The 23246-nt window shown below is 66.7% G+C and carries 16 protein-coding genes; 10 read left to right on the forward strand and 6 right to left on the reverse strand.

Annotated elements, in window-relative coordinates:
• Nucleotides 1-47: 47 nt before the first annotated feature.
• Nucleotides 48-665 carry a LysM peptidoglycan-binding domain-containing protein gene (locus QRM95_RS19980; protein ID WP_285249156.1) on the reverse strand — a complete coding sequence of 206 codons (618 nt, stop codon included), beginning with the start codon at nt 663-665 and terminating at the stop codon, nt 48-50.
• 169 nt (nt 666-834) lie between these two features.
• Entirely contained in the window at nt 835-3450 is a 2616-nt protein-coding gene (locus tag QRM95_RS19985; protein WP_285249157.1) for an excinuclease ABC subunit UvrA, read from the reverse strand.
• Between the two features lie 48 nt (nt 3451-3498).
• Between QRM95_RS19985 and QRM95_RS19990 the strand changes: the two genes are divergently transcribed.
• The 3 genes from QRM95_RS19990 (at nt 3499) to QRM95_RS20000 (ending at nt 6165) form a co-directional block, all read left to right on the forward strand.
• Nucleotides 3499-4560: an adenosine deaminase gene (locus QRM95_RS19990; RefSeq protein ID WP_285249158.1), complete on the forward strand. Its 1062-nt coding sequence runs from the start codon at nt 3499-3501 to the stop codon at nt 4558-4560.
• A gap of 262 nt (nt 4561-4822) precedes the next feature.
• Nucleotides 4823-5755, forward strand: a complete 933-nt coding sequence (locus QRM95_RS19995; protein WP_285249159.1) for a pullulanase X25 domain-containing protein — start codon at nt 4823-4825, stop codon at nt 5753-5755.
• 95 nt (nt 5756-5850) lie between these two features.
• Nucleotides 5851-6165 (forward strand): acylphosphatase, encoded by a 315-nt coding sequence (locus QRM95_RS20000; protein WP_285249160.1) that lies wholly within the window; start codon nt 5851-5853, stop codon nt 6163-6165.
• Between the two features lie 39 nt (nt 6166-6204).
• Here the strand turns inward: QRM95_RS20000 and QRM95_RS20005 are convergent, their stop codons facing one another.
• Both QRM95_RS20005 and QRM95_RS20010 read right to left on the reverse strand, forming a co-directional pair.
• The gene (locus QRM95_RS20005; protein WP_285249161.1) at nt 6205-9876 is read right to left on the reverse strand and encodes a TM0106 family RecB-like putative nuclease; all 3672 of its coding nucleotides are present in this window, start codon (nt 9874-9876) and stop codon (nt 6205-6207) included.
• A gap of 139 nt (nt 9877-10015) precedes the next feature.
• Nucleotides 10016-10741: a GntR family transcriptional regulator gene (locus tag QRM95_RS20010; RefSeq protein ID WP_285249162.1), complete on the reverse strand. Its 726-nt coding sequence runs from the start codon at nt 10739-10741 to the stop codon at nt 10016-10018.
• A gap of 189 nt (nt 10742-10930) precedes the next feature.
• Here QRM95_RS20010 and QRM95_RS20015 point away from each other — a divergent pair, with 189 nt between their 5' ends.
• The 6 genes from QRM95_RS20015 (at nt 10931) to eda (ending at nt 17708) form a co-directional block, all read left to right on the forward strand.
• Complete coding sequence (locus tag QRM95_RS20015; RefSeq protein WP_285249163.1) at nt 10931-12316, forward strand: MFS transporter; 1386 nt, start codon at nt 10931-10933, stop codon at nt 12314-12316.
• Entirely contained in the window at nt 12313-13341 is a 1029-nt protein-coding gene (locus tag QRM95_RS20020) for an L-idonate 5-dehydrogenase (protein WP_285249164.1), read from the forward strand. Before QRM95_RS20015 ends, QRM95_RS20020 begins: the two co-directional genes overlap by 4 nt.
• A 99-nt stretch (nt 13342-13440) precedes the next feature.
• Nucleotides 13441-14652, forward strand: a complete 1212-nt coding sequence (gene manD, locus QRM95_RS20025) for a D-mannonate dehydratase ManD (RefSeq protein ID WP_285249165.1) — start codon at nt 13441-13443, stop codon at nt 14650-14652.
• A complete protein-coding gene (locus QRM95_RS20030; protein WP_285249166.1) occupies nt 14649-15635 on the forward strand; it encodes a PfkB family carbohydrate kinase in 987 nt (328 codons plus the stop codon). Before manD ends, QRM95_RS20030 begins: the two co-directional genes overlap by 4 nt.
• A gap of 74 nt (nt 15636-15709) precedes the next feature.
• Entirely contained in the window at nt 15710-17089 is a 1380-nt protein-coding gene (locus tag QRM95_RS20035; RefSeq protein ID WP_285249226.1) for a mannitol dehydrogenase family protein, read from the forward strand.
• A complete protein-coding gene (gene eda, locus QRM95_RS20040) occupies nt 17082-17708 on the forward strand; it encodes a bifunctional 4-hydroxy-2-oxoglutarate aldolase/2-dehydro-3-deoxy-phosphogluconate aldolase (protein ID WP_285249167.1) in 627 nt (208 codons plus the stop codon). The genes QRM95_RS20035 and eda overlap by 8 nt, the downstream gene beginning before the upstream one ends.
• A gap of 48 nt (nt 17709-17756) precedes the next feature.
• Here the strand turns inward: eda and QRM95_RS20045 are convergent, their stop codons facing one another.
• A complete protein-coding gene (locus tag QRM95_RS20045) occupies nt 17757-18959 on the reverse strand; it encodes a TerC family protein (RefSeq protein ID WP_285249168.1) in 1203 nt (400 codons plus the stop codon).
• 36 nt (nt 18960-18995) lie between these two features.
• The gene (locus QRM95_RS20050) at nt 18996-20678 is read right to left on the reverse strand and encodes a RecQ family ATP-dependent DNA helicase (RefSeq protein WP_285249169.1); all 1683 of its coding nucleotides are present in this window, start codon (nt 20676-20678) and stop codon (nt 18996-18998) included.
• Nucleotides 20679-20848: 170 nt separating this feature from the next.
• On the opposite strand from QRM95_RS20050, the gene QRM95_RS20055 reads away from it, so the two are divergent.
• Nucleotides 20849-23176, forward strand: coding sequence for an FdhF/YdeP family oxidoreductase (locus QRM95_RS20055; protein WP_285249170.1), 2328 nt, complete (start codon nt 20849-20851; stop codon nt 23174-23176).
• The last annotated feature ends 70 nt before the right edge of the window (nt 23177-23246 follow it).

Below are 23246 nucleotides of genomic sequence, written 5' to 3' on the forward strand. Positions count from 1 at the left end.
ACCTGTCTTTGGCGCCTTGGGAGGCGGTGCGGCCGAGGCCGCTGCCGTTACGCGGGGAGCTGGATGACCTGTCCTTCGAACACCAGGTTCGGATCGGAAATGGTATCCAGGTTGGCGTCGGCAAGGTGCTGCCAGCCGCCCTGGATCCCCAGCTTTTGGGCAACGATGCTCAGGGTGTCGCCGGCCTGCAGGGTGTAGGTTTCACCGCTGAGCGGAACGGACGTTGCATGCCGCGGTGCCTGCTGCACGGGTGCGCTCTGCGTGGCCTGCTTGACCGGGGCGCTCTGGACGGGCGCGCTCTGCACCGGCGCACCGCCCCCGCCGCTCAGGCCGAGCTGCGACGCGCAGGAGGGCCAAGCGCCCCAGCCCTGGGAAGCCTGGACCCGTTCGGCCACCGCGATCTGCTGTTCGCGGCTGGCGTCCGCCGGGGAGCCGGTGCCGCCGTAGGCTGCCCACGTGCTTGAGGTGAACTGCAAACCGCCGGAGAAGCCGTTGCCGGTGTTGGTGGACCAGTTGCCACCGCTCTCGCACTGGGCCAAGGCGTCCCAGGTGGAAGCGGGGGTTGCCGCGTTTGCGGCGGTGGCTGAGAGGGCCAGGCCTGCCGCTGAGACGGCGGCAAGGGTGATTCCACGACGTGCGGCAGTACGGAATTTGGTGTTGTTCATGATGTGATGCTCCCGAGGGCCACCAGCGCTGGTTCCGTCCCCGGAGATCGTCACGCTACTGCCCACCCCTGACAAATAGAGGTCAACGTCGGTGGCTGCCGCTGGGCAGTTCTGGTGGAGGCAGCACCGGGCAATCAAGAAAGCCCGCCAAACGGGCATGCATTTCACGCTAGGACATAGCCTTGGCGTTATCAAATCGGGACTGCGCCGGGTGTTGGCTGGCAGTTTCCTGGCCGAGTGCGGCCGCCAGGTAGGGGGCCGTCCGGCTTTCCGCGGAGTGCGCGACAGCCGCGGGTGTGCCCGCGGCCATGATGCTGCCCCCTTTATCCCCTCCGGACGGTCCAAGGTCAATAACCCAGTCAGCACCAGCCACAACGTCCATATCGTGTTCAACCACCACCACGGAGTTTCCTGCGTCCACCAGGCCATGGAGCTGTGCCATCAGCAGCTGCACGTCCGCAGGGTGCAGCCCGGTGGTGGGCTCATCGAGCAGGTAGAGGGTGTGCCCCCGCTGTGCCCGCTGCAGTTCTGTGGCGAGCTTGATCCGCTGGGCCTCGCCGCCGGAAAGCTCCGTGGCGGGCTGTCCCAGCCGCAGGTAGCCCAAGCCGACGTCGCGCAGGCTCGTAAGGCTCCTCGCCGCGGCGGGAACGTCCGCCAGGAATTCGGAGGCGGCGTCCACGGTCATGGCCAGGACCTGGGCCACGTTCAGGCCGTGATATTCCACTTCAAGGGTTTCGGGGTTGTAGCGGGATCCGCCGCACTCTGGGCACCGGCCGTAACTGCCGGGCAGGAACAGCAGTTCCACCGCCACGAACCCCTCGCCTTGGCAGGTCTCGCAGCGTCCGCCGGCCACGTTAAAGGAGAACCGCCCGGCGCCGTAGCGGCGGGCCTTGGCTTCATCCGTGGCGGCGAAGACTTTTCGGACCGCGTCGAAGAGCCCGGTGTAGGTGGCCAGGTTGGAACGCGGCGTCCGTCCGATCGGTTTCTGGTCAACCTTTACCAGCCGGTCGATCCGTTCCAGTCCGGACACCGGGCCGACGCTGAGCGGGGCGCTGAGCTCCCCTTGGTCCACTCCGTCGTCGGCTGCGCCCGTGGATGTCGCCGCACCCGGTCCGTCGGGACGCAGCCAGCCGCCTGCCACCTCGGCCAGGACCTGGCTGACAAGCGTGGATTTCCCGGACCCGGAGACACCCGTGACAGCGGTCAGGACACCCAGGGGGAATTCAGCGTCGAGGTTTTGCAGGTTGTGGCGGCTGATGTCCCGCAGCTCCAGCCACCCAGCCGGTTCGCGGCGGGCCGGGGCGTCGTCGTCCGCTTCCCGACCGGAGAGATCCGGGAACAGGTACGGCCTGGTGACCGAGTCCTCCACCCCGGCCAGCCCGTCCACCGGACCGCTGTAGAGCACCTCGCCACCACCCTCGCCGGCGCGTGGACCCACGTCCACCAGCCAATCGGCGTGGCGGACAACGTCCATGTTGTGCTCCACCACGAACACCGAGTTGCCGGACGATTTCAGCTGCTCCAGCACCTCCAGGAGGGGCTCTGCATCGGCAGGATGAAGCCCCGCTGAGGGCTCATCCAGCACGTAGACCACGCCGAACAGCCCGGAGCGCAGTTGGGTGGCGATCCGCAGCCGCTGCATCTCGCCGGGGGAGAGCGTGGGTGTGGAGCGGCCCAGGGCCAGGTAGCCCAGCCCGAGGTCCAGCAAAACGGTGACGCGCTCCAGCAGGTCGCGGGTGATGGCGACGGCCACCTCGTTGGCCTCGCCGGAAGACTGCTTCCTGGACGCCGTCCCGGCTGAGGTCAGCTTTGTAGTGGGGCGGATGATGCTCGCCAGCTCTGTCAGCGGTACCGCGTTGAGCTCGGCGATCGTCCGCCCCGCGAACGTCACCGCCAAGGCCTCAGGCCGCAGGCCGCTGCCGCCGCACAGCGGGCACGGACCGGATTCCATGTAGGCAAGCACGCGTTCGCGCATGGACGCACTCTGCGAATCGGCCAGGGTGTGGAGGACGTAGCTCCTGGCGCTCCAGAACCGGCCCTTGTAGGGTTTGGCCACGCGGTCCCGCTGCGGGGTCACTTCCACCACCGGCTGCTCCTCGGTGAAGAGGATCCAGTCCCGGTGCTTCTTGGGCAGCTTCCGCCAAGGGATGTCGACGTCGTAGCCCAGGTGGGTGAGGATGTCCCGCAGGTTCTTTCCCTGCCAGGCGCCGGGCCAGGCAGCGATGGCTCCGTCGCGGATGCTCAGCGACTGATCAGGGACCAGCGAGGCTTCGGTGACGGTGTGTGCCACGCCAAGGCCGTGGCATTCCCGGCACGCACCCGCGGCCGTATTGGGGGAGAAGGCATCCGAGTCCAGCTGTGGGCTGCCTTCCGGGTAGGTGCCGGCGCGCGAGAAGAGCATCCGCACCGAGTTGGAGAGCGTGGTGACGGTCCCCACCGTAGACCTGCTGCTGGGGGCGCCGCGGCGTTGCTGGAGTGCGACGGCGGGCGGCAGGCCGCTGATCAGCTCCACCTTGGGGTTGTGGCCCTGCTGGATGAGGCGCCGGGCGTACGGGGCGACGGATTCGAAGTAGCGCCGCTGCGCCTCGGCGTAGATGGTGCCGAACGCCAGGGACGACTTGCCCGAGCCCGAGACGCCGGTGAACGCCACGATCGCGTCACGGGGGACATCCACGTCCACGTTCCGGAGATTGTTCTCGCGCGCTCCCCGGACCCGGACAAATCCGTCCGCTGCGGGGCTGGGAGCCGGGTGCTGCAGGTCATCAGTGTGCTTGGCGTTCTGCATTGGTTTGACTCTAGTGGTGATTCGGCCGCCGGGCATTATCCTGTCCGGATGGAAACCTACGCCGGCGGCAGCACCATGCCCGAATCCGAAACGGTCCCCGCGGAACCCGCGGTCCCCGCCAAGCCCCTCCCGGTGGCCGAACTGCACCTGCATATCGAAGGTACGCTTCAGCCCGAGCTCATCTTTGCCCTGGCCGAGCGCAACGGCATTGCCCTGCCCTACTCCGGGTTGGAGGAACTCCGAGAAAAGTACGAGTTCACGGACCTGCAGTCCTTCCTGGACCTCTACTACGCCAACATGGCCGTGCTGCGTACCGAGCAGGACTTCGCGGACATGACCCGTGCCTATCTTGAGCGGGCGGCCGCCGCTGGTGTCCGGCACGCCGAAATCATGATGGATCCCCAGGCGCACCTTTCCCGCGGCGTCCCGCTGGAAGCATGCGTCAACGGCGTGGCCTCGGTCCTGGCCACGTCCCGGGAGGACTACGGCATCTCCACCATGCTCATTGCCGCCTTCCTCCGTGACCTTCCGGAAGACTCGGCGCTGGAAGTCCTGGACGGCCTGCTGGCCATGGACGCGCCCATCGGAGCCATCGGCCTGGACTCGGCCGAGGTCGGGAACCCGCCTTCAAAGTTCGAGCGGCTCTATGCAAAGGCCCGCGCGGCCGGTCTCCGGCTGACGGCCCACGCAGGGGAAGAGGGCCCGGCGTCGTACATCATTGAGGCACTGGACCTCCTGGGCGTGGAACGCATCGACCATGGGATCCGCTGCATGGATGACGCCGACCTGGTGGAGCGCCTGGTTGATGCCCGGGTTCCCCTCACCGTCTGCCCGCTGTCCAACGTGCGGTTGAGGGCAGTGGACACCCTCGCTGACCATCCCTTGCCCGCCATGCTGGCCGCGGGCCTGAACGTCTCGGTCAATTCGGACGATCCTGCGTACTTCGGCGGTTACGTGGATGACAACTTCGCCCAACTGACCGCGGTGTTTGAGCTGTCCGACTTTGACAGGGCCCGCCTGGCGGCGAATTCCATCCACTCTTCCTTCGCCTCGGAGGAGCGGAAAGCTGAGCTGCTGGAGGAATTGAACAGCCGGGAAGCCACCGCCTGAGCACCCACTGTGCCGCGGGCAACAATGCGGCTCCCGGGCCGGTAAACTGGGAGCCGCAGGCGTGTCTGGGGAGTGCAAGGCAGCACCCATGTCAGCGCTTGAGGGTTATGCAGCCGGCCCTTACCCGAGACCTCCGCCTCACTTGCGGGACTATCCGCTTCATAGTCGGTCACGACACGCAGAGTTAACCAATTAAAGTCGCGCGATTTAATAGGCAGTTGGCAAGATGCCTAAGACCGATCGCTTTTATATAAGGGGAATCATGGCCAAGTCCACCGCAGAAAACACCTACCTTCGTCTCAAGACCGTCCTGGATGTCCTGACCGAAGGCGTGTGGTCCGGCGATGCACTGAATGCCGGCCAGGTCTTGGCGGAAGCAACGGCCCGTGTGCCTTTCAATGAGCACGAAGCCGAACTCCTCAGCGGTGGAATTCCCCGCGGCCACAAGACACTTACCTCGGCGACGGCCAAACTGGTCAAGGCCGGCTGGCTGGTCAAGGGCCGTACCGGCTGGACCATCACCGAGGACGGGATGCGCGCCACGGTTGCCTTCCCCGACGCGGTTACTTTCGCCTCAGCGCTCGACGTCGGCACCCCCGTCCCTGCCGACACCCCGGTCCCCACCGCTCCCGAAGGCTTTGTCCGCCCGGTCTCCGCAGCTGCTTCCGTCCTGGAAGTTCCGGCCAAGGATGACGCCAAAGCGGCGAAGAAGGCTCCCGCCAGGAAAGCGCCGGCCAAGAAGGCGGCCGCCGCCGTGGGCAAGGCCGCCAAGGCCATCGAAGACGCCGTCGAACCTGTGGTGAAGGCTGTCCGGAAGAAGGCGCCGGCGAAGGCCAAGGCCGAAACCGCGGTGCCGGCAACCGAACCGTTCGAGGGTCCGGATGTCGAAACCCACCCGCAGCCGGAGGCCGTGGCACTGGCCGGCGACTTCAACACCATTCTGGGCGCACCGGAAAACTGGGCGCCGCAGTACGACGAAGCGCAGATGGAGTTCGACTTCCTGGACCAGCTCTGGAAGAAGAGCGCCGAGCTTCCTGCCGGTTACTACACCTTCAAGATCGCCCTGAACCGCTCTTGGGACGAAAACTACGGTGCTTTCGGTGCGTTTGACGGCCCCAACCACGAACTGCACCACGCCGGCGGCACGGTGACCATCCGCTACAACCACGCCACCCGCGACATCACCATCAACTAGCCGGTATCTCCTCCCGGCCCTGGCAGGAAGCCGCGCCTTCAGTGCGTTAGGTGCCGCGGCCGGGAGGAAGTTGGCCGGTCCCGAGGAGGAACACCATGGGCAGGCACGCAGGGATACCGAAGGACGGTTCGGCTGGGGGTGCCGTGCGGCTGGATGCCCGGGTGCTCGGCATTGTCCAAGGTGTGGGCTTCCGGTACTGGACCATGGCCAAAGCGGAGGAACTGGGACTGTCCGGTGAGGTGGCCAACCTCGACGACGGATCGGTGTCAGTCGTGGCCGAAGGCCCCGAGCCCAAGGTCGGTCAGCTCCTGGAGTGGCTCAACTCCGGCAGCACCCCGGGCCGGGTGGAACGGGTGGACGGGTCAACGTCCCCAGCCGAGGGAGGCTTCCGCGGTTTCCGGGCATACTGACCGTGAGTTCCCAAGCTTGCGTCCCTACACCCCCAGGAACTACTCCCGCGGGCTGAGGCCGATGAAGGCGCCGAGTTCCTCCAGGGCCGCCGGTTTATGCGGCATGTAGCTGGTGAGCTCGGGAGAGCGGATGATGACGGCCCGCCACTGCCCGCGCGACACTGCCACGTTGATGCGGTTCCGGTTAAGCAGGAAATCCGCGCCGCGCGGAGCCTCCGCTACCGCCGAACAGGCCATGGAGACGAACACTACCGGGGCTTCCTGGCCTTGGAACTTGTCCACCGTGCCCGCCCTCACCTCCGGCAGCCCGGCTTCGGCCAACGCCCTCCGGACCAAATGCACCTGGGCGTTGTAGGCGGCCACCACCATCAGATCCTGTTGCCCCAGCGGCCGTGACCCCGCGTCCGGGCCGCAGGTCCACTTCAGGCCGAGGTGGCGGCGCGCCTGCCGCACCACCTCCTCCGCCTCTTCCCTGGACGCCGTGGCATTGCCGCTGTGGTTGACGAACACCGTCTCCACCCCGGGCCGCAGCCCGTCGAGTTCGCGCTGGCCGGCGGCCGGCGCGGACTGCAGCTTGCCGTCGTAGCTGAGGTTCGAAACTGCCCTGCACAGCTCCGGGTGCATCCGCCATGTGTCGGCGAGGAAGTAGCCCAGGTTCGTGGGAAGGGTTGCATGCCCCGCGGCGAGCCAGCCCAGGGCTGATTCGTCCACAGGTTCCGGATGTGCCCCTTGGGTGACCTGGGGGAGCTGCTGCGGATCGCCCAACAAGAGGAGGCGTTTCGCCGCGCGGGAGACCGCCAGGGTGTTGGCCAGCGAGAACTGGCCGGCTTCGTCGATCACCAGCAGGTCCAGGGACCCGGCGGGGACTTCCTTGCCGGTCATGGTCCATGCGGTGCCGCCCACCAGGCAGCCGCCGGGCGCGGCCAGCAGGCGTCCCACATCACGATCATCCGTTGCCGTCCACGGGACAGCGTGGGGCGCGGCGAGCTTTTTGGCCACAACGGAAGGGTCCACGCGGCCGGCCTCGACGGCACAGCAGAGGAGGTGTTCCACCACATTGTGCGACTGCGCAACCACCCCCACCTTCCAGCCCGCCCGCACCAGCTCGCCGATCACGTGCGCGCCGATGTGGGTCTTGCCAGTTCCCGGGGGGCCTTGAACGGCCAGGTACGAGGTATCGAGGTCCCGCAGGGATGCGGCAATGGCTCCGGCGTAGTCGACGGTGCCGTCCTGCAGGTGCCGGACCTCGGCCGGGGCGCCCATGCTGCGGAACCGCGGGGGCACCTTGCGCAGGATGTCCAGCCCCGGCTGTGCGGGCAGTCCGGGCACGGCGGAGCCGACAGTCCGGGCAAGTTCCGCGATGGCGGCCTCAATGTTGTCTGTTGGGATGGGGGTGTCCTCGGTCAGCGCTATGGGCAGGTGCGGGTACGCGGCCACCTTTCCGGATTCCCGCTCCGAGATGGTGATGATGGTGTGCTCCGGGTTGTCCGGCGCCGCAGCGAGGTCGTGGATGCGGGTCTTGAAGGCATAGGCCTTGGCCTGTGGTGTTGCATTCGGGGCAGCCATGCCCTCGGGCCCTGGGGCCTCATACAGCCGGCACCAGCTCGAATCCACCCGGAAATCGGAACCTTCCGTCATGGTTCCGCGGAGCTGCACGACCCTGGTCCGCAGCCGTTCCCGTGGTTTGGCGATGGCCCAGTCCGAAATGACCTCCGCCGATGACACGGTGAACACGTTCCGCTGGTCCGTCCAGTTCTCCAGGGGCGCTTCGACGCGGTCGAAATGCTGCCACCAAAACTGTTTCCGCTCGCGCCGGTGGTAGCCGGTGGCCGCTGCCACCATGGCGACGGCCCGCTCATCGTTGGTCCAGGGCCGGTCATCGGGAAGGGCCGACAAGTACTCGCGCAGCCGCAGTTCCTCGGGGGTTTCGTCCGGCGCGTCCCGGGGCTCGTCGGGCGCGGCACTCCCGATTGGCGTGGCGGACGGTGGGCCATCGGCCCGTGCCGGTTCTGCGGTGTCCGCCGGCAGCCGGGCGGACCGGGTGTCCTGGACCGCCTGCGGGGCGATTTCCAAGAGCCAGTCCCGGAGCCGCAGGGTGGAAAGGCAGTCGTACCTGTTGTAGTCCGAAATGGAGGCCAGGACGGCATCGGCTTCGTCCCGGCGGCCGGCATCCCGGGCGGCACAGTAAGCGGCATATGCCACCACGGAGGCGCCGGCATCCTTGACGTCCCCGGACCGCAGGTTGTCTCCCATGTACAGCGGTTCCAGCTTCTTGATGGAATACGAGGCCTCGGAGATCCGGATGGAATGCTTGACCGTGGCGTAGAGGTCCACCAGCAGTCCTTGCCGAAGCCAGTCGTCCACCGTGTCCTCGCCTGCCTGGTGCACCAGGGACAGATTCCGCAGGGCTGTCTTTTCATAGGCGGCGTAGTGATAGACGTGCATGTCCGGGTACGTCGCGCGCCGCTTCTCCACGTAGTCAAGGAACTCCAGGAAGGCGCGGCGTTCACCGGAGCGGGAATGCGCCCAGAACGGACGGAATGCGGGCTCCTTGCCGGCGTCCGTCCCGGGGGCCTCGATGACCCCGAAAAGGTATTCGATTCCCCAGGCACCGGTGGCTGGATCCTGCCAGAGCGGATCGCCTTCGAAGTCGAAGAAGATGTCTCCTGCGCTCGGAGCGGGAAGGGAACCGATCGCGTGGTCCGCGAGGACGGTGTAGGAGACCGTGTGAGGCTGCCCGTCTTTCATGAACGTGCGGGAGCCTGCGGCCGTGTCGAGGCCCAGCTGCATCCGGGCTTGCGCGCGGAGGCGGGCCAGTGACCCTTGGGCATGCGGGGCGGGCGTGGCCGCGAGCTGGTCAATGGTGGTGACTCCGGCGGCATGAAGCTTCCGCCGTTGGACGACGGACATCCCGGCGACCATCAGGAGGTCCCGGTGGCGGGTCACCTGCTCGGCGCAGTAGTCGCAGCGGCCGCAATGCACGATGCCGGGCTGTTGCCACTGCACGGGGGCGTCTGAGGCCCGGTGGCCGGCTGTCAGGTACCGGAAACGCCGGCGCCGTTCCCGGAATACCGGAAGCAGGTCCGGCAGGGAATGGCTGCTTCGGAGCCAGTCGTCGCCGACACGGGTCCCCAGGACCAGCGTGACTACGGGGGAGGGATCCAGCCCCATCCCGAGAAGCTGGTCGCCGTAGGCAGCCAGTTGCAGCAGGGCCCCCACTTTGGCGTGCCGGGCAAGCTTGGTGTCCCAGACCTCGTACCGGCCCGGGTTTCCGGTGCCTGCGGCCTCGTTGACCAGGAAGTCGGCGTAGCCCAGGAACTCGCCGTCAAAGAAGGTTGCCTGGAACACCACGTCGGCGCCGGAGCGAAGGGCAAGTTCGGTTTCGGCGTGTTTTGCCTGCAGCTCACCGCGCAGGTTCAGGCCGCGCTCCAGGGAGTAGACGCCCGAGCCCCGGCTGGCATCCCACGGGCCATACCTGGCCACCAGGCTGGCGAGCACGGTCTGCTCATGCCGGTCGCCCAGTTCGCCGGCCCGCTTCTGCATCTCGTCCACCGGAAACTCCGCCTTGGGGGCACGACCCAGTTTTTCGTCCAGGATCCGGAGCGTGCGGTACTCACATTCGGAGGCCGCCACAAGGTCGCTGGCGGAGAAGACCAGGTCCGGCGGCGCGTCGGATCCGGCATGATGACCGGCAGCGTCCAGCAGAAACACGGGGCCTCCCCAACTGTTTGCGGGCCCGGAGTCGGTTTCCCGGGCCTGGAATCAAACCTAGCAAGAGGGGCTGACAATCAGATGCCGGGCCACCGGAACAGATCTTCTGATCCGGCATTTAGAACGGGTGGGATGCGCTCTAGGCGAGGCGGGCAACACTCCGCCGTGAGGGACGCCGGGCGGCGGCGTCGGAGAACAATTCGGGGGTGGATTCCTGGATCCGCTGGACGTCCTCGAAAACGGCGCGAAGGTGCAGGCGCAGGCTGCTGTCCGCGTTGGAGAGGTCGTTGGCTTCCAGGGCGTCCACCACGGCCGTGTGCTGCTCGATCAGGGTGGAAATGGGCCGGGTGTCCAGCAGGCTCATCCGGCGCGCACGGTCCAGGTGCGCTTTGGCGGAGTTGACCGCACTCCAGGCTGATTCGTGTCCGGCCAGGCGCAGGAGTTCCCGGTGGAAGTCTTCGTCCAGCCGGAAGAATTCCTCCACGTCGCCGCCGGCGTCAGCATCCGACTGCGCCTTGAGGATTCCGCGCAGGACGGCGATGCCCTCCGTGTCCACGGCAAGGTCCCGCAGTGACGCGCACTCAATGGCTTCGCGGATGAACTGCGCTTCGGAGACGCGGGCCAGGTCCACCAGCGAGACGAACGAGCCGATCTGGGGAAAAACCTGGACCAGTCCTTCCTCCCGGAGCAGGATGAGGCTCTCGCGCACGGGTGTACGGCTGACGCCGAGTTCCTGCGCCAACTCGTTCTCGGACAGGGGCTCACCCGGTGGCAGTTGCAGCGAGATGATCCTGCCGCGGAGCGTCTCAAGGGTTTGGTCGCGTACCGAAAGCCGGGGGGTAGCGCCTCTTTTGTCCGTTGCCATGCCATCAGTCTAGCCCGTTGACACACTAGAATGGTAGTGCTTGTATGGTAGTAGAAATCGAAGTGCTGCCGGTCACTGATGCCCACCCCGTCCCAAGGGCCAGGCCGGGCAGTCCACAGCTTTCCGCTGTTCATACCCCCTCAACGCTCTTCCTCCCCTGAGACAGCATCACCTGCAAAGGAGCAACTGATGACCGAAAGCATTGCACCGCCCACCGGCAGCAAGGTTGAAGCCCGGAACACCCGCGACCTGGCAAAGGTGGCCGTTTCCGGCTGGCTTGGCACGGCGATGGAATTCATGGACTTCCAGCTCTACTCGCTGGCCGCCGCCATCGTCTTCAACAAGATCTTCTTCCCGGATGTCAGCCCCGTCATCGGCCTGATCGCCGCCATGGCCACCTACGGCGTGGGGTATGTTGCCCGCCTCTTCGGTGCCGTCTACTTTGGCCGCATGGGCGACCGGATCGGCCGCAAGAAGGTCCTGTACATCACCATCGCCCTGATGGGTGCCTCCACCACCCTGATCGGCGTGCTTCCCACGTACGCCATGGTGGGCATTTGGGCACCCATCCTCCTGGTGGCCCTGCGCCTTATCCAGGGCTTCGGAGCCGGCGCGGAAATCGCGGGCGCCACGGTCATGCTGGCGGAATTCGCCTCGGCACGCCGCCGCGGCATCATCTCCTCCCTGGTCTGCCTGGGCACCAACTCCGGAACCCTTGGCGCCTCGGCATTGTGGGCCATCCTGGTCAGCTCCCTTTCGCAGGAAGACCTGCTGAGCTGGGGCTGGCGCATCCCGTTCCTGGCCAGCTTCGTCATCATGCTGTTCGCCATCTGGATCCGCCGCTCCATCAAGGAAAGCCCGGTCTTCGAAGAGCGCGCTGACGTGGTGGACGGCGTTGCACTGTCCAAGCGCGAAATCGCCGCGGCCGAGGAGCTCGCAAAGACAAGCACCATCGAAGCGGCCCTGCACCAGAAGAAGGGCAAGGCATTCCTGATCGCTTTGGGCCTGCGCTTTGGCCAGGCCGGCAACTCCGGACTGGTGCAGACCTTCCTGGTGGGCTACCTTGCCACGGTCCTGATGACTGACAAGAGCGTGGGCACCAACGCGATCATGTATGGCTCGATCCTCGGCTTCGTCACGATTCCGTTGATCGGCCTCCTCGGGGACCGCTTTGGCCGCCGCCCCTTGTACCTGGCCCTGAGCGCCCTCACCGCCGTCTACGCGATCCCGATGATGCTCATGATCACCAGCGGCAACCCGACGGTCATCACCATCGCCATGGTCATCGGACTGAACCTCGGCGTGCTGAGCCTGTTCGCCATGGAAAGCGTCACCATGGCCGAATTCTTCGGAGCCCGCACCCGCTTCACCCAGCTGGCCCTCGCCAAGGAAATCGGCGGCATCCTGGCCACGGCCATCGGTCCGCTGCTGGCAGCCACCCTCACCGCTATCACCGGTCACTGGTGGCCGCTCGCCGCCATGGTCATTGGCTACTCGTTGATCACCCTGGTTTCCGCCGCTGTTGGCCCCGAGGTCCGCGGCCGCGACATGGTGCGCCTCGAGGACGCCGTATGAAGGCCGTCGTCGTGCACGGTGCCAACGACCTCCGCATCGATGAGCGGCCCGAGCCCGTCGCCGGGCCGGGAGAAGTAGTGCTCGACGTCGAATGGGGCGGTATTTGCGGCAGCGACCTTTCATACTGGCGCCACGGAGCGTCGGGAACCGCGGCGCTGAAGTCACCGCTCGTCTTGGGGCACGAGGTGGCGGGCCGGATCGCCAAGCTGGGCGCCGGCGTCGAACATCTCGAAGTGGGCCAGCCCGTCACGGTGCACCCGGCCGAACTGGTGGGGGACGGCACCATGCCTGAGCGGCTCCGGGGCAGGACCAACCTCTACCCGCAGATCCGCTACTTCGGCTCGGCGGCGTTCGACCCCCACACCGACGGTGGTTTCAGCGAACGAAAACTCGCCAAGGCATTCCAGGTCCGGCCCCTTCCGGACGGGGTGGACACCCTCCGTGGGGCACTCGCGGAGCCGCTCGCCGTCGCTATGCATGCCGTCAGCCGCGCCGGCAGCCTTCGAGGCCGCGACGTGCTGGTCAATGGTGCCGGGCCCATCGGGTCGCTGGTCACCGCGGCCGCCAAGTACGCCGGAGCCCGGACCGTGATAGCTGCCGACATCAGTGACGCGTCGTTGCGGATTGCCAACGCCATGGGCGCCGACGATGTACTGAACGTCTCGCACGGGGCACTTCCCACGGACATGGAACTCGTCTTCGAGGCCACCGGCATCCCCGCAGTCTTGGGCGGAGTCCTGCGCGCCACGGCCCGCGGCGGCACCATCATCCAGGTGGGCAACCTGCCCGGCACTCCCGCGGCTTCCGCGCTGGGGGACCTGGTCACCCGGGAGATCACCTGGATCGGTTCCTACAGGTTCGTGGACGAGATCACCGATGCCCTGCAGGCCATGAAAGAAGGCTTGGACGTTTCGCCGATCATCACCCACAAGTTCGGTATCGGCGACGCGGAGCAAGCAATGCAAATTGCCGCGGACCCGGCAGCGGGCAGCAGCAAGGTCATGCTCCGCCTCAGCATGGACTGAAACCTACCTACCAAAACAGCGGTAAGTGCCCGTCGTGAGGTTTCACAGCGGGCACTTAAAGCCCCCGAACATTGCATACCACCATGAGAAGGACTCCCAGTGAAGATCACCGACGCACGGGTTGTGGTTTCGTCGCCAGGACGGAACTACGTCACGCTCGTAATTGAAACCGAGGACGGCATCACCGGCATCGGCGATGCCACCCTGAACGGTCGCGAGTTGGCTGTGGCCTCCTACCTTTCCGAGCACCTCTGCCCGCTGCTCATTGGCCGCGATGCCCGCCGCATCGAGGATGCCTGGCAGTACTTCTACAAGGGTGCCTACTGGCGCCGCGGCCCGGTGACCATGACGGCCATCGCTGCCATCGACGTCGCGCTCTGGGACATCAAGGGCAAGGCGGCCGGCATGCCGGTCTATGAACTCCTGGGCGGCGCGGCCCGCGAGGGCGTGATGGTCTACGGACACGCCAGCGGCACCACCCTTGATGACCTCAGCGCGGACTTCCAGCACCACCTGGACCTTGGCTACAAGGCCATCCGCGCCCAAGCTGCCGTGCCCGGCCTGGACAAGACCTACGGGATCGCGCCCGTGGACGGAAAGCTGTACGAACCGGCCAGCGGAAACGTACCCCAGGAAGACACCTGGGAGACCACCGCCTACCTGGACTTCGCCCCGGAAATGATGGCCCACGTCCGTGCGGAGTTCGGCTACGGCGTCCACGTCCTGCACGATGTCCATCACCGGCTGACGCCCATCGAAGCAGGCCGGCTTGGCGCCTCCCTCGAGCAGTACCGGCCGTTCTGGATCGAGGATCCGACCCCGGCCGAGGACCAGTCAGCATTCCGGCTGATCCGCCAGCACACCACCACCCCCGTTGCGGTCGGGGAGGTGTTCAACTCGATCTGGGACTGCCAGCAGCTCATCACCGAACGCCTGATCGACTACATCCGCACCTCCGTCTCGCACGCCGGCGGAATCACGCACCTCCGCCGCATCTTCTCCCTCGCAGACCTTTACGGCGTGCGCTCGGGCTCGCACGGCGCAGGGGACCTGTCGCCCGCCTCGTTCGCTGCCGCCCTCCATGTGGATCTGAGCATCCCCAACTTCGGCATCCAGGAATACATGGGCCACCGCGAGCCGGCGAACGAGGTGTTCACCACGTCTTACACATTCAACGACGGCTACATGCACCCGGGAGACGCGCCCGGCATCGGCGTAGTGTTCAACGAGGAAGCCGCCGCGCGCTTCCCCTTCGACCCCAAGTACCTGCCGGTGAACCGGCGCCTGGACGGATCGGTGCACGACTGGTGAACACTGCAGCCCACCAACCCTTTGACGTGGTGGTGATGGGGGAGATCCTCGTCGAAGTCGCTACCGACCTCCCCTTTGCCCACGGCGTTCCCGCACAGCTTGGCATCTCCGGTGACGCCCTCAACGTCGCAGCCGCCGCCGCTGCTGCAGGCGCCACCGTAGGCCTGTTGTCCGTGCTGACCGACGATGAACTGGGCCACGCCATTGCCGCCCGCATCGCCGAACTGGGCATTTCCACCGACCTCCTGAAGTTCCGGCGCGGCCAGCAGGGCGTTTACCTGGTCCACAGCGATCCCGCTGGCGAACGCGAGTTCTCCTACGCCCGCAGCGGCAGCGTGGGTTCCACCCTGGGCCCGGACGACGTCGACCCCGACGTTGTGAAGGCGGCCGGCGCCGTGGTGGCGGGCGGCATCGCCTGCGCCATTTCACCCACGTCCCGTGCCGCCGTCGTCAAAGCTGCCGGCCTTGCCACGCGCTTTGTCTACGATCCCAATTTCCGCCCCCGCCTCACCACAGCGGAAGACGCGACGGCGGCACTCACCGCCCTGGCGCCGCAGGCCTTCCTGGTAACACCGTCTTTTCCCGGCGAGACGGGTGCGCTGCTCGGCGCGGCGTCCCCGCAGGAAGCTGCGGCCAGGCTGCGCTCGCTGGGGACCGCCAACGTCGCCGTCACCTGCGGGGCGGAAGGGATCCAGCTCGAATGGAGCGGCGACGCCGCCCCGGGGGCCGGCTCTGCGTGGGTGCCTGCGATTCCCGCCCCCGCCGTGGTGGACCAGACCGGCGCCGGGGACGCGTTCGTTGGAACACTGACCGCACGCCTGGTGCTGGGCGACGACTTCCCGACGGCGGCACGCTACGGGGCCGCCGCATCGTCGATGGTGGTGGGCGGCAAGGGCGGCACCGGGTTCATCCCCACGTTCGCGCAGACCAAGGCCCACGCCTCCGGGAACTTCGCCGAAGGAGCCCAGCCATCGCACGCCTGACAACATCTTCGCTGGCAACCAGCGGACACCAGGCCGGCATCGGGCGGGACAAACTGCAGCCCGGCATCGTCCACCTGGGCCTGGGCGCCTTCGCGCGTGCCCACGCCGCCGTCTTTACGGAAGACGCCATGCTTGCCGCCGGCGACTTCGGGTGGGGAATCGTGGGGGTTACCCAGCGTTCCGACACCGTGGCCCGGCAACTGGCACCGCAGGAGGGCTTGTTCACCGTGTCAGAACGGGGAGGTGCCGCCGCCCCTCTGCGTGTGGTCTCCAGCATCGTTGAGGCCATATCAGGGCGGGACAACCCCGAAGGTGTGGTGGCGCGAATCGCCGCACCGGCCACGAAAATCGTCACCCTCACCATCACGGAAAAGGGATACCGTTTCGATCCGCAAACACGGACCCTTGACCTGCACGACCCGGACGTCCAGGCCGACCTCACCGGCCGGCCGCCGGTGACCGCCATCGGACAAATCGTCCGCGGCCTCCAGCAGCGGGCAACGGCCGGCGCCGGGCCCGTCACGGTGCTCTCCTGCGACAATCTCCCGGCCAACGGGATACTGACGGGGACCTTGGTCCGGAACTTCGCCGCGGCCCTGCCCGCGACCGAAAGCGGGCCCCTGGTGGCATGGATGCGGGGAAATGTGACGTTCCCTTCCACCATGGTGGACCGGATGGTGCCGGCCACCAAGCCAGGTGACCTGGCCGCCGTCGAACATGAACTCGGTGTACAGGACGAGGCGGCCGTGGTGGCCGAACCCTTCAAGCAATGGGTCATGGAGGACAACTTCGCCGCCGGCAGGCCGCGCTGGGAGGACGCCGGCGCCGTGTTCAGCGACGACGTCGCGGCCTGGGAATCAGCCAAACTGCGGCTGCTCAACGCCAGCCATTCGATGCTGGCCTATCTCGGCCTCCTCGCCGGCAAGGAAACCATCAGTGATGCCGTGGCCGTGCAGCCGTTCCGTACCGCCTGCCGGCGCATGATGCTGGAGGAAGCCCTGCCCAGCATCACCCTCCCGGCCGGGCTGGACGGGGAGCAGTACTGCGACCAGGTTCTCCGCCGGTTCGCCAACCCGGCGCTGGGCCACACCACGGCCAAGGTGGGAAGCGACGGCTCTCAGAAAGTCGGGCTGCGGCTGCTCACCACAGTCCGGGGAACGCTCGACGCCGGCCGGGCACCACGGTGGGCGGCGCTCGCCGTTGCGGCGTGGATGCATTATGTGGCGGGCACCCTGGAAACCGACCTCAACGATCCGCTGGCAGCGGAGCTGAACGCAGCCCTGCCGGCTGCAGGGGACGCCCACAGCATGGTTCCGGCGCTGCTGGGATTCCGGCCCATTTTCGACCAGGACCTGGCGGGGAACAAAGCCTTCCGGGATCTGCTCCTTCACTGGTACCGCATCATCGAAACCAACGGGCCGGACGGCCTGGGAAATGAGATCAACAATGGCTGACGCATCAGGCGTCCTCCGCGTGTCACCTGTCATCCCGGTGGTCACCATCGACGACCCCCAGGATGCGGTGCCCCTGGCCCGTGCCCTGGTGGACGGCGGCGTGAAGATCATTGAGCTGACGCTGCGCACCGACTCCGCGCTGACCTCGCTGAAGCTGATCGCCGAGGAGGTGCCGGACATCCTGGTGGGCGCCGGCACCATCCTCACGCCGGAACAGGCCGACGCCGCCGTCCAGGCGGGTGCCGCCTTCCTGGTCAGCCCCGGCGTAACCCCCGCGCTGCTCACCCACATGCTGTCCCTGGACGTCCCGGTGCTGCCCGGCGTCGCCACCGTGGGCGAGGTAATGGCAGTCCTGGAAGCCGGATTGGATGCGATGAAGTTCTTCCCCGCCGGGCCTGCAGGCGGGCCGTCATACCTGGCCGCCATCGGGGCGCCCATCCCGCACGTCCAGTTCTGCCCCACCGGCGGCATCAGCCTGTCCACCGCCCCGGACTACCTCAAGCTGCCCAACGTGGCCTGCGTAGGCGGCAGCTGGCTCACCCCGGCAGACGCCGTCGAGGCCAAGGACTGGGACCGGATCACCAGCCTGGCCGGCGGCGCGGCCGCGCTCGGCCGGTAACCCGCCCCGGCGCGGCGCCCCTCACCCGTCAGACCCTTACCCCGGCAGTCAGCCCTCGGCCGCGGCCGCCCTGACCTGGGCCTTGTCGTGCTCCTCATGGGCGCTGCGCAGCAGTTCCAGGAACTCCGTTTCGTGCCGGACAAGCCGCTTGTACTTCTCCGGAAGCTTTCGGATCTGGTCTTCTTCGCGGCACATCTTGGCGAAGATCTTGTCCCGTTCCGCCATGTCCGTCTCGTAGTTAAGGTCAAGGTACTCGACTGCGTGCCGCCTGGCCCCGGAGACGGCGTTCTTGGCCTTGCCCTTGGGGCTGAAGACCGACGCCAGGATCGTCACCAGCAGCACGCCAAGGATGACGCCCAGGGAAACCCCGGTGCTGACTTCCAGCACATTGACGTGTTCGCCGTCGTTGATGAACGGCAGGGTGTTCTCGTGCAGCGCGTGCAGGACCAGCTTCACGCCGATGAATCCGAGGATGACGGCCAGCCCGTACGAGAGGAAGATCAGCCGGTCCAGCAGGCCGTCGATGAGGAAGAACAGCTGGCGCAGGCCCATCAGCGAGAACGCCGTGGCGGTGAAGACGATGAACACGTTCTGGGTCAGGCCGAAGATCGCCGGAATGGAATCCAGGGCGAACAGGATGTCAGTGCCGCCGATCGCCACCATCACCAGCAGCATGGGGGTCAGCACCCGCTTGCCGTTCTCCACGGTGAACAGCTTGTCGCCGTCGTAGTGTTCGGACGCCGGCAGGAATTTCTTGGCGAGCCGCACCACAACGCCGTCGGAGTCGTCGTCGTGGTCATCCGGTTTCAGCAGATGGCCGGCGGTGAGCAGCAGGATGAGCCCGAAAATGTAGAAGACCCAGGCGAAACTGTTGATCAGCGCGGCGCCCAGGAAGATGAACGCGGTGCGGGCGACCAGGGAGAAAATGATGCCGAACAGAAGCACCTTCTGCTGGTCCGCGCGCGGCACCTTGAAGCTGGCCATGATGATCAGGAACACGAAGAGGTTGTCCACGGACAAAGCCTTTTCCGTGACATAGCCCGCGAAGTATTCGGTGCCCATGTCCGGCCCGCCGAAGACCAGGACAGCCAGCCCGAACAGCACCGCAATGCTCACATAGATGGCGGACCAGATGGCCGATTCCTTCAGGGACGGGGTGTGGGCCTTCCGGACATGGAAGAAGTAATCGAAGGCCAACAGCCCCGCGATAACCACGATGGTCAGGATCCAGGCGTAAGCAGGGGTTTCCACGCGGCGGGCCTTTCGTCGGAGGTTTCCCCAGCCTACCTAAGCGGGCTTCAGGAGTTGGTGCTCCACGACGGCGGACCGCGACAACGTCTTGTACCCCTCCTGCTCGAACAGCACCGTGATCACGTCCCCCTCCTGCCGCATCACCAGGCCCTGGCCCCACTCCTTGTGCACCACTGCGGACTGTGGCGGGAACGGTGCGCCGGTACTGTGCGCCGGACCGCCGTCGTCGTCCATGTCCTTGCCGGCCGCAGGCGCGGCTGCTCGGTGGACTGCAGCCGTGCACGCGTCGCAGTTACCGCACGGTTCAGGCATGTCCTCACCGAAGTAGCCCAGCAGGAACTGCCGCCGGCAGCCGTCCGCCTCGGCGTAGGCGCGCATCATGCCCAGCCGGGACTGGTCCACGCGTTGCCGGGCTTCGGCGAGCTCCATGGCGTCCTGCACCAGCGCAGCCGGTTTGGCCTTTGAGGTCAGCCGGATTCCCCGCTTCCCGCTGCTGGCGGCACCGATCTCTTCCAGCAGGTTGACCAGCGCCGTGATGCGCCGGGCCGGGAGGCCCGTCAGTTCGGCCAGGGATGACTTCGGCGCGGGAGCCTTGGCGGCTTTGAGGACCTTCAGGACCGCCAGCAGCGAACCGGGATCGGGCGAGTGGCTGCTGAAGAATTGGCGCAGCCCCAGGTCCTCCGAGCGGTAATGCAGCACGGCGGCCGCGGGACTTCCGTCCCGGCCGGCGCGGCCTATCTCCTGGTAGTAGGCGTCGAGCGATTCCGGGATGTCGGCATGGACCACGAAGCGTACATTCGGCGTGTCAATGCCCATGCCAAAGGCGGTGGTGGCCACCACCACATCCACTTGGTCATGCAGGAACAACTCGTGGATGCGTTCCCGGTCCGCGGCGCGGCGGCCGGCGTGGTAAGCCTCGGCGCGCAGCCCTTTTGCCGCCAGCCGTGCCGCGTACTCTTCGGACTCTTTCCGGGTGGCGGCGTACAGGAGGCCCTTTCCTGCCCGGGCCAGGTCCGCCACCTGCACCAGCACCGCCTTGCGTTTGTCCTTGTCCTTGTGGTGCCGGACCACAGCCAGGCTGATGTTGGGCCGGTCGAAGCCGTGGACCAGCACCAGGGGGTCCTTCATGGCCAGCCGCTCCACGATCTCATCGCGTACCGGCGGGGAAGCGGTGGCGGTCAGCGCGGCCACGGGCGGGTTGCCCAGTTGCTCCCGGACCGTGCCCAGGCCAAGGTAGTCCGGGCGGAAGTCATGGCCCCAGGAGGAGACGCAGTGGGCCTCATCCACCACGAACAGGGACACGTCCAGGGCCTTGAGCCGGTCCACCGTTGACTGCCGCGCCAGCTGCTCCGGGGCCAGGAACACGAACACGGCCGTGCCGTCTTCAACCGACTGCCACGCGGCGTGGACTTCGGCGCCGCCGTGTGAGGAATTGATGGCCACCGCGGCATGCGGCCCCAGATCCGCAACCAGCGATTCACGCTGGTCCTCCTGCAAGGCGATCAGCGGAGAGACCACGACGGCGGGATGCCCGGTGAGGTTGTGGAGGTGCAGGGCTGCGACCTGGTAGATGCCGGACTTTCCGTACCCCGTGGGCATGACGGCCAGGACGTCACGGCCCTTGGTGAGGGCGGCCATGCCGGCGAGTTGGCCCTCCCGCAGGTCGTCCAGGGAGAAGGACGAGGCCGCAAGGGCACGAAGGGCAGGTTCGTCGGACATGGAAAAGGGCTCCGCACGGAAGGAGAAAAATGGCCGCCTGCTTCAGCCGTGGGAACCAGCCTACGCCAGGGCCCTGGTGCTTGACTTCACGTGGATGCTCAACAACTGTGGAGTGACATATCCGCCAATCCAGCCGGTCCTTCCGGGAGCCGGCGAACAAGGAGCATGTTGTGGCGCGCGAAAACCCGAAGGTCGAAGAACCGGAAGAGGCCGATCTCGAGGTCACCGGCCACCCCAAGACCTGGGCGGCGGGAGTTCCCGGCGTCTACCACTCGATGCAGCCGGCGGTCCAGCACATGGGCGTGGAGCGGTCGCGGAAGACCCTGTTGGCCCTCAACCAGAAGGACGGCTTCGACTGCATGAGCTGCGCGTGGCCCGATCCCGGCCACCGCAAGACGTTCGAGTTCTGCGAAAACGGGGCCAAAGCCGTCACCTGGGAGGCAACCCCGGTGGTGGTCGGCAGCGAATTCTGGGCAGAGCATCCGGTCAGCGAACTACGGAAGCGGTCCGAATACTGGTTAGGCATGCAGGGCCGGCTCACCGAGCCCGTCTACAAGGCCGCGGGGGAGGACCACTACCGCCCGGTGACGTGGGAGCGTGCCTTCCAGATCATGGCTGACAAGCTGAAGTCCCTTCCGGACCCCAACCAGGCCACCTTCTACACCAGCGGCCGCACCTCGAATGAAGCTGCCTTCCTGTACCAGCTGTTCATCCGCGCCTACGGCACCAACAACCTCCCCGACTGCTCCAACATGTGCCACGAATCCTCGGGGTGGGGCATGGGGCAGACCATCGGCGTGGGCAAGGCCACCGTGTCCTACGATGACTTCGGCAAGGCGGATTTGATCATTGTCATGGGCCAGAACCCGGGCACCAACCACCCGCGCATGCTGACGGCGTTGGAAGAAGCCAAGGAAGCCGGCGGCCACATCGTCGCCGTCAACCCGCTGCCCGAGGCCGGACTCCTGCGGTATAAGAACCCGCAGAAGGTCAAGGGCATCATCGGCCACGGCACCCAAATCGCCGACCAGTTCCTGCAGGTGCGCATCGGCGGTGACATGGCTCTGCTCCAGGCAGTGTCCAAGCGCGTGCTCGACGCCGAGGCCGCCAACCCCGGCAAAGTCCTGGACCACGCATTCCTTGCCGAACACTGCGACGGCCTGGAGGAGCTGCGGGCGCACCTGGCCCACCTGGACGAGGCCGCGGTGCTGGAAGCCACCGGCCTGCGGTCTGAGGAAATCGACGAACTGGCGGCCCGCTACCTGGCCGCGGACAAGGTGATCATCACCTGGGCCATGGGCATCACCCAGCAGAAAAAGGGCGTTGCCACCATCAAGGAGATCATCAACCTGCTCCTGCTGCGCGGCAACATCGGCAAGCCCGGTGCCGGCGCCTCGCCCATCCGCGGCCACAGCAACGTCCAGGGCGACCGGACCATGGGTATCTGGGAACAGATGCCGCCGGCCTTCCTGGACGCCCTTGGCCGGGAGTTCCAGTTTGAGCCGCCGCGCGACCACGGCCTGGACGCGGTCCAGACCGTCCGTGGAATGCGCGACGGCGGCGTCAAGGTTTTCGTCGGGCTTGGCGGTAACTTCGTGGGCGCCATTTCAGATACCGCGGCCGCCGAAGCGGCCATGGAGAACACCGAACTTTCCGTCCAGATCTCCACCAAGCTCAACCACTCCCACGCCGTGACCGGGGCCGAGGCCCTGATCCTGCCCACGCTGGGCCGGACCGAGATCGACCGGCAGGACTCCGGCCCACAGTTCGTCTCGGTGGAGGACACGGTCTGCGCCGTCCACGCCAGCCATGGCGTCGTGGAGCCGGTGGCCCCCGGGCTGCTCTCCGAAGTTGCCATCGTGTGCCGGCTTGCCGCCGCCACGGTGGGGGACCGGACGTCCGCGGACTGGGCCGGGTTCGAAAAGAACTACGACCTCATCCGGGACCACATCGCCCGCGTGGTGGTTGGCTGTGAGGACTACAACACCAAAGTCAGGCACAAGGGCGGGTTCGTGCTGCCCAACGGTCCGCGGGATTCCCGTACCTTCAACACCCCAACGGGGAAGGCCATGCTTACCGTCAACGAACTCGAACACGTTGACCGGCCGGCCGGAACCCTCATCCTGCAGACCATGCGCTCGCACGACCAGTTCAACACCACCATCTACGGCAACAACGACCGTTACCGGGGCATCAAGAAAGGCCGCGAGGTAGTGTTCGTCAACCCCGTGGACCTTGCCGAACTGGGCCTCACCGACGGGCAACACGTGGACATCCACGGCGTCTACAAGGACAACGTGGCACGGGTCCTGCGCAACTACCGGGTGGTGTCCTACCCGTCTGCCAAGGGCTGCGCCGCAGCGTATTACCCCGAGGCCAACGTCCTGGTCCCGTTGGAGAGCGTCGCGGAGGGAAGCCAGACCCCGGCGTCCAAAGCCGTCATCGTCCGCCTTGAGCCTGTGAAAGTCCTGGAAGAGGAGCCCGCCGCCGCAGGCTGACAGGTTGTGGGCCTATCGAAACCCAGCTGACCGTGCCCCGGCGGCACGCGAACGAGCGACTCCCCGCCGT

The sequence above is a fragment of the Pseudarthrobacter sp. efr-133-R2A-89 genome (assembly GCF_030209315.1).
In the GTDB taxonomy this organism is placed as follows: domain Bacteria; phylum Actinomycetota; class Actinomycetes; order Actinomycetales; family Micrococcaceae; genus Arthrobacter.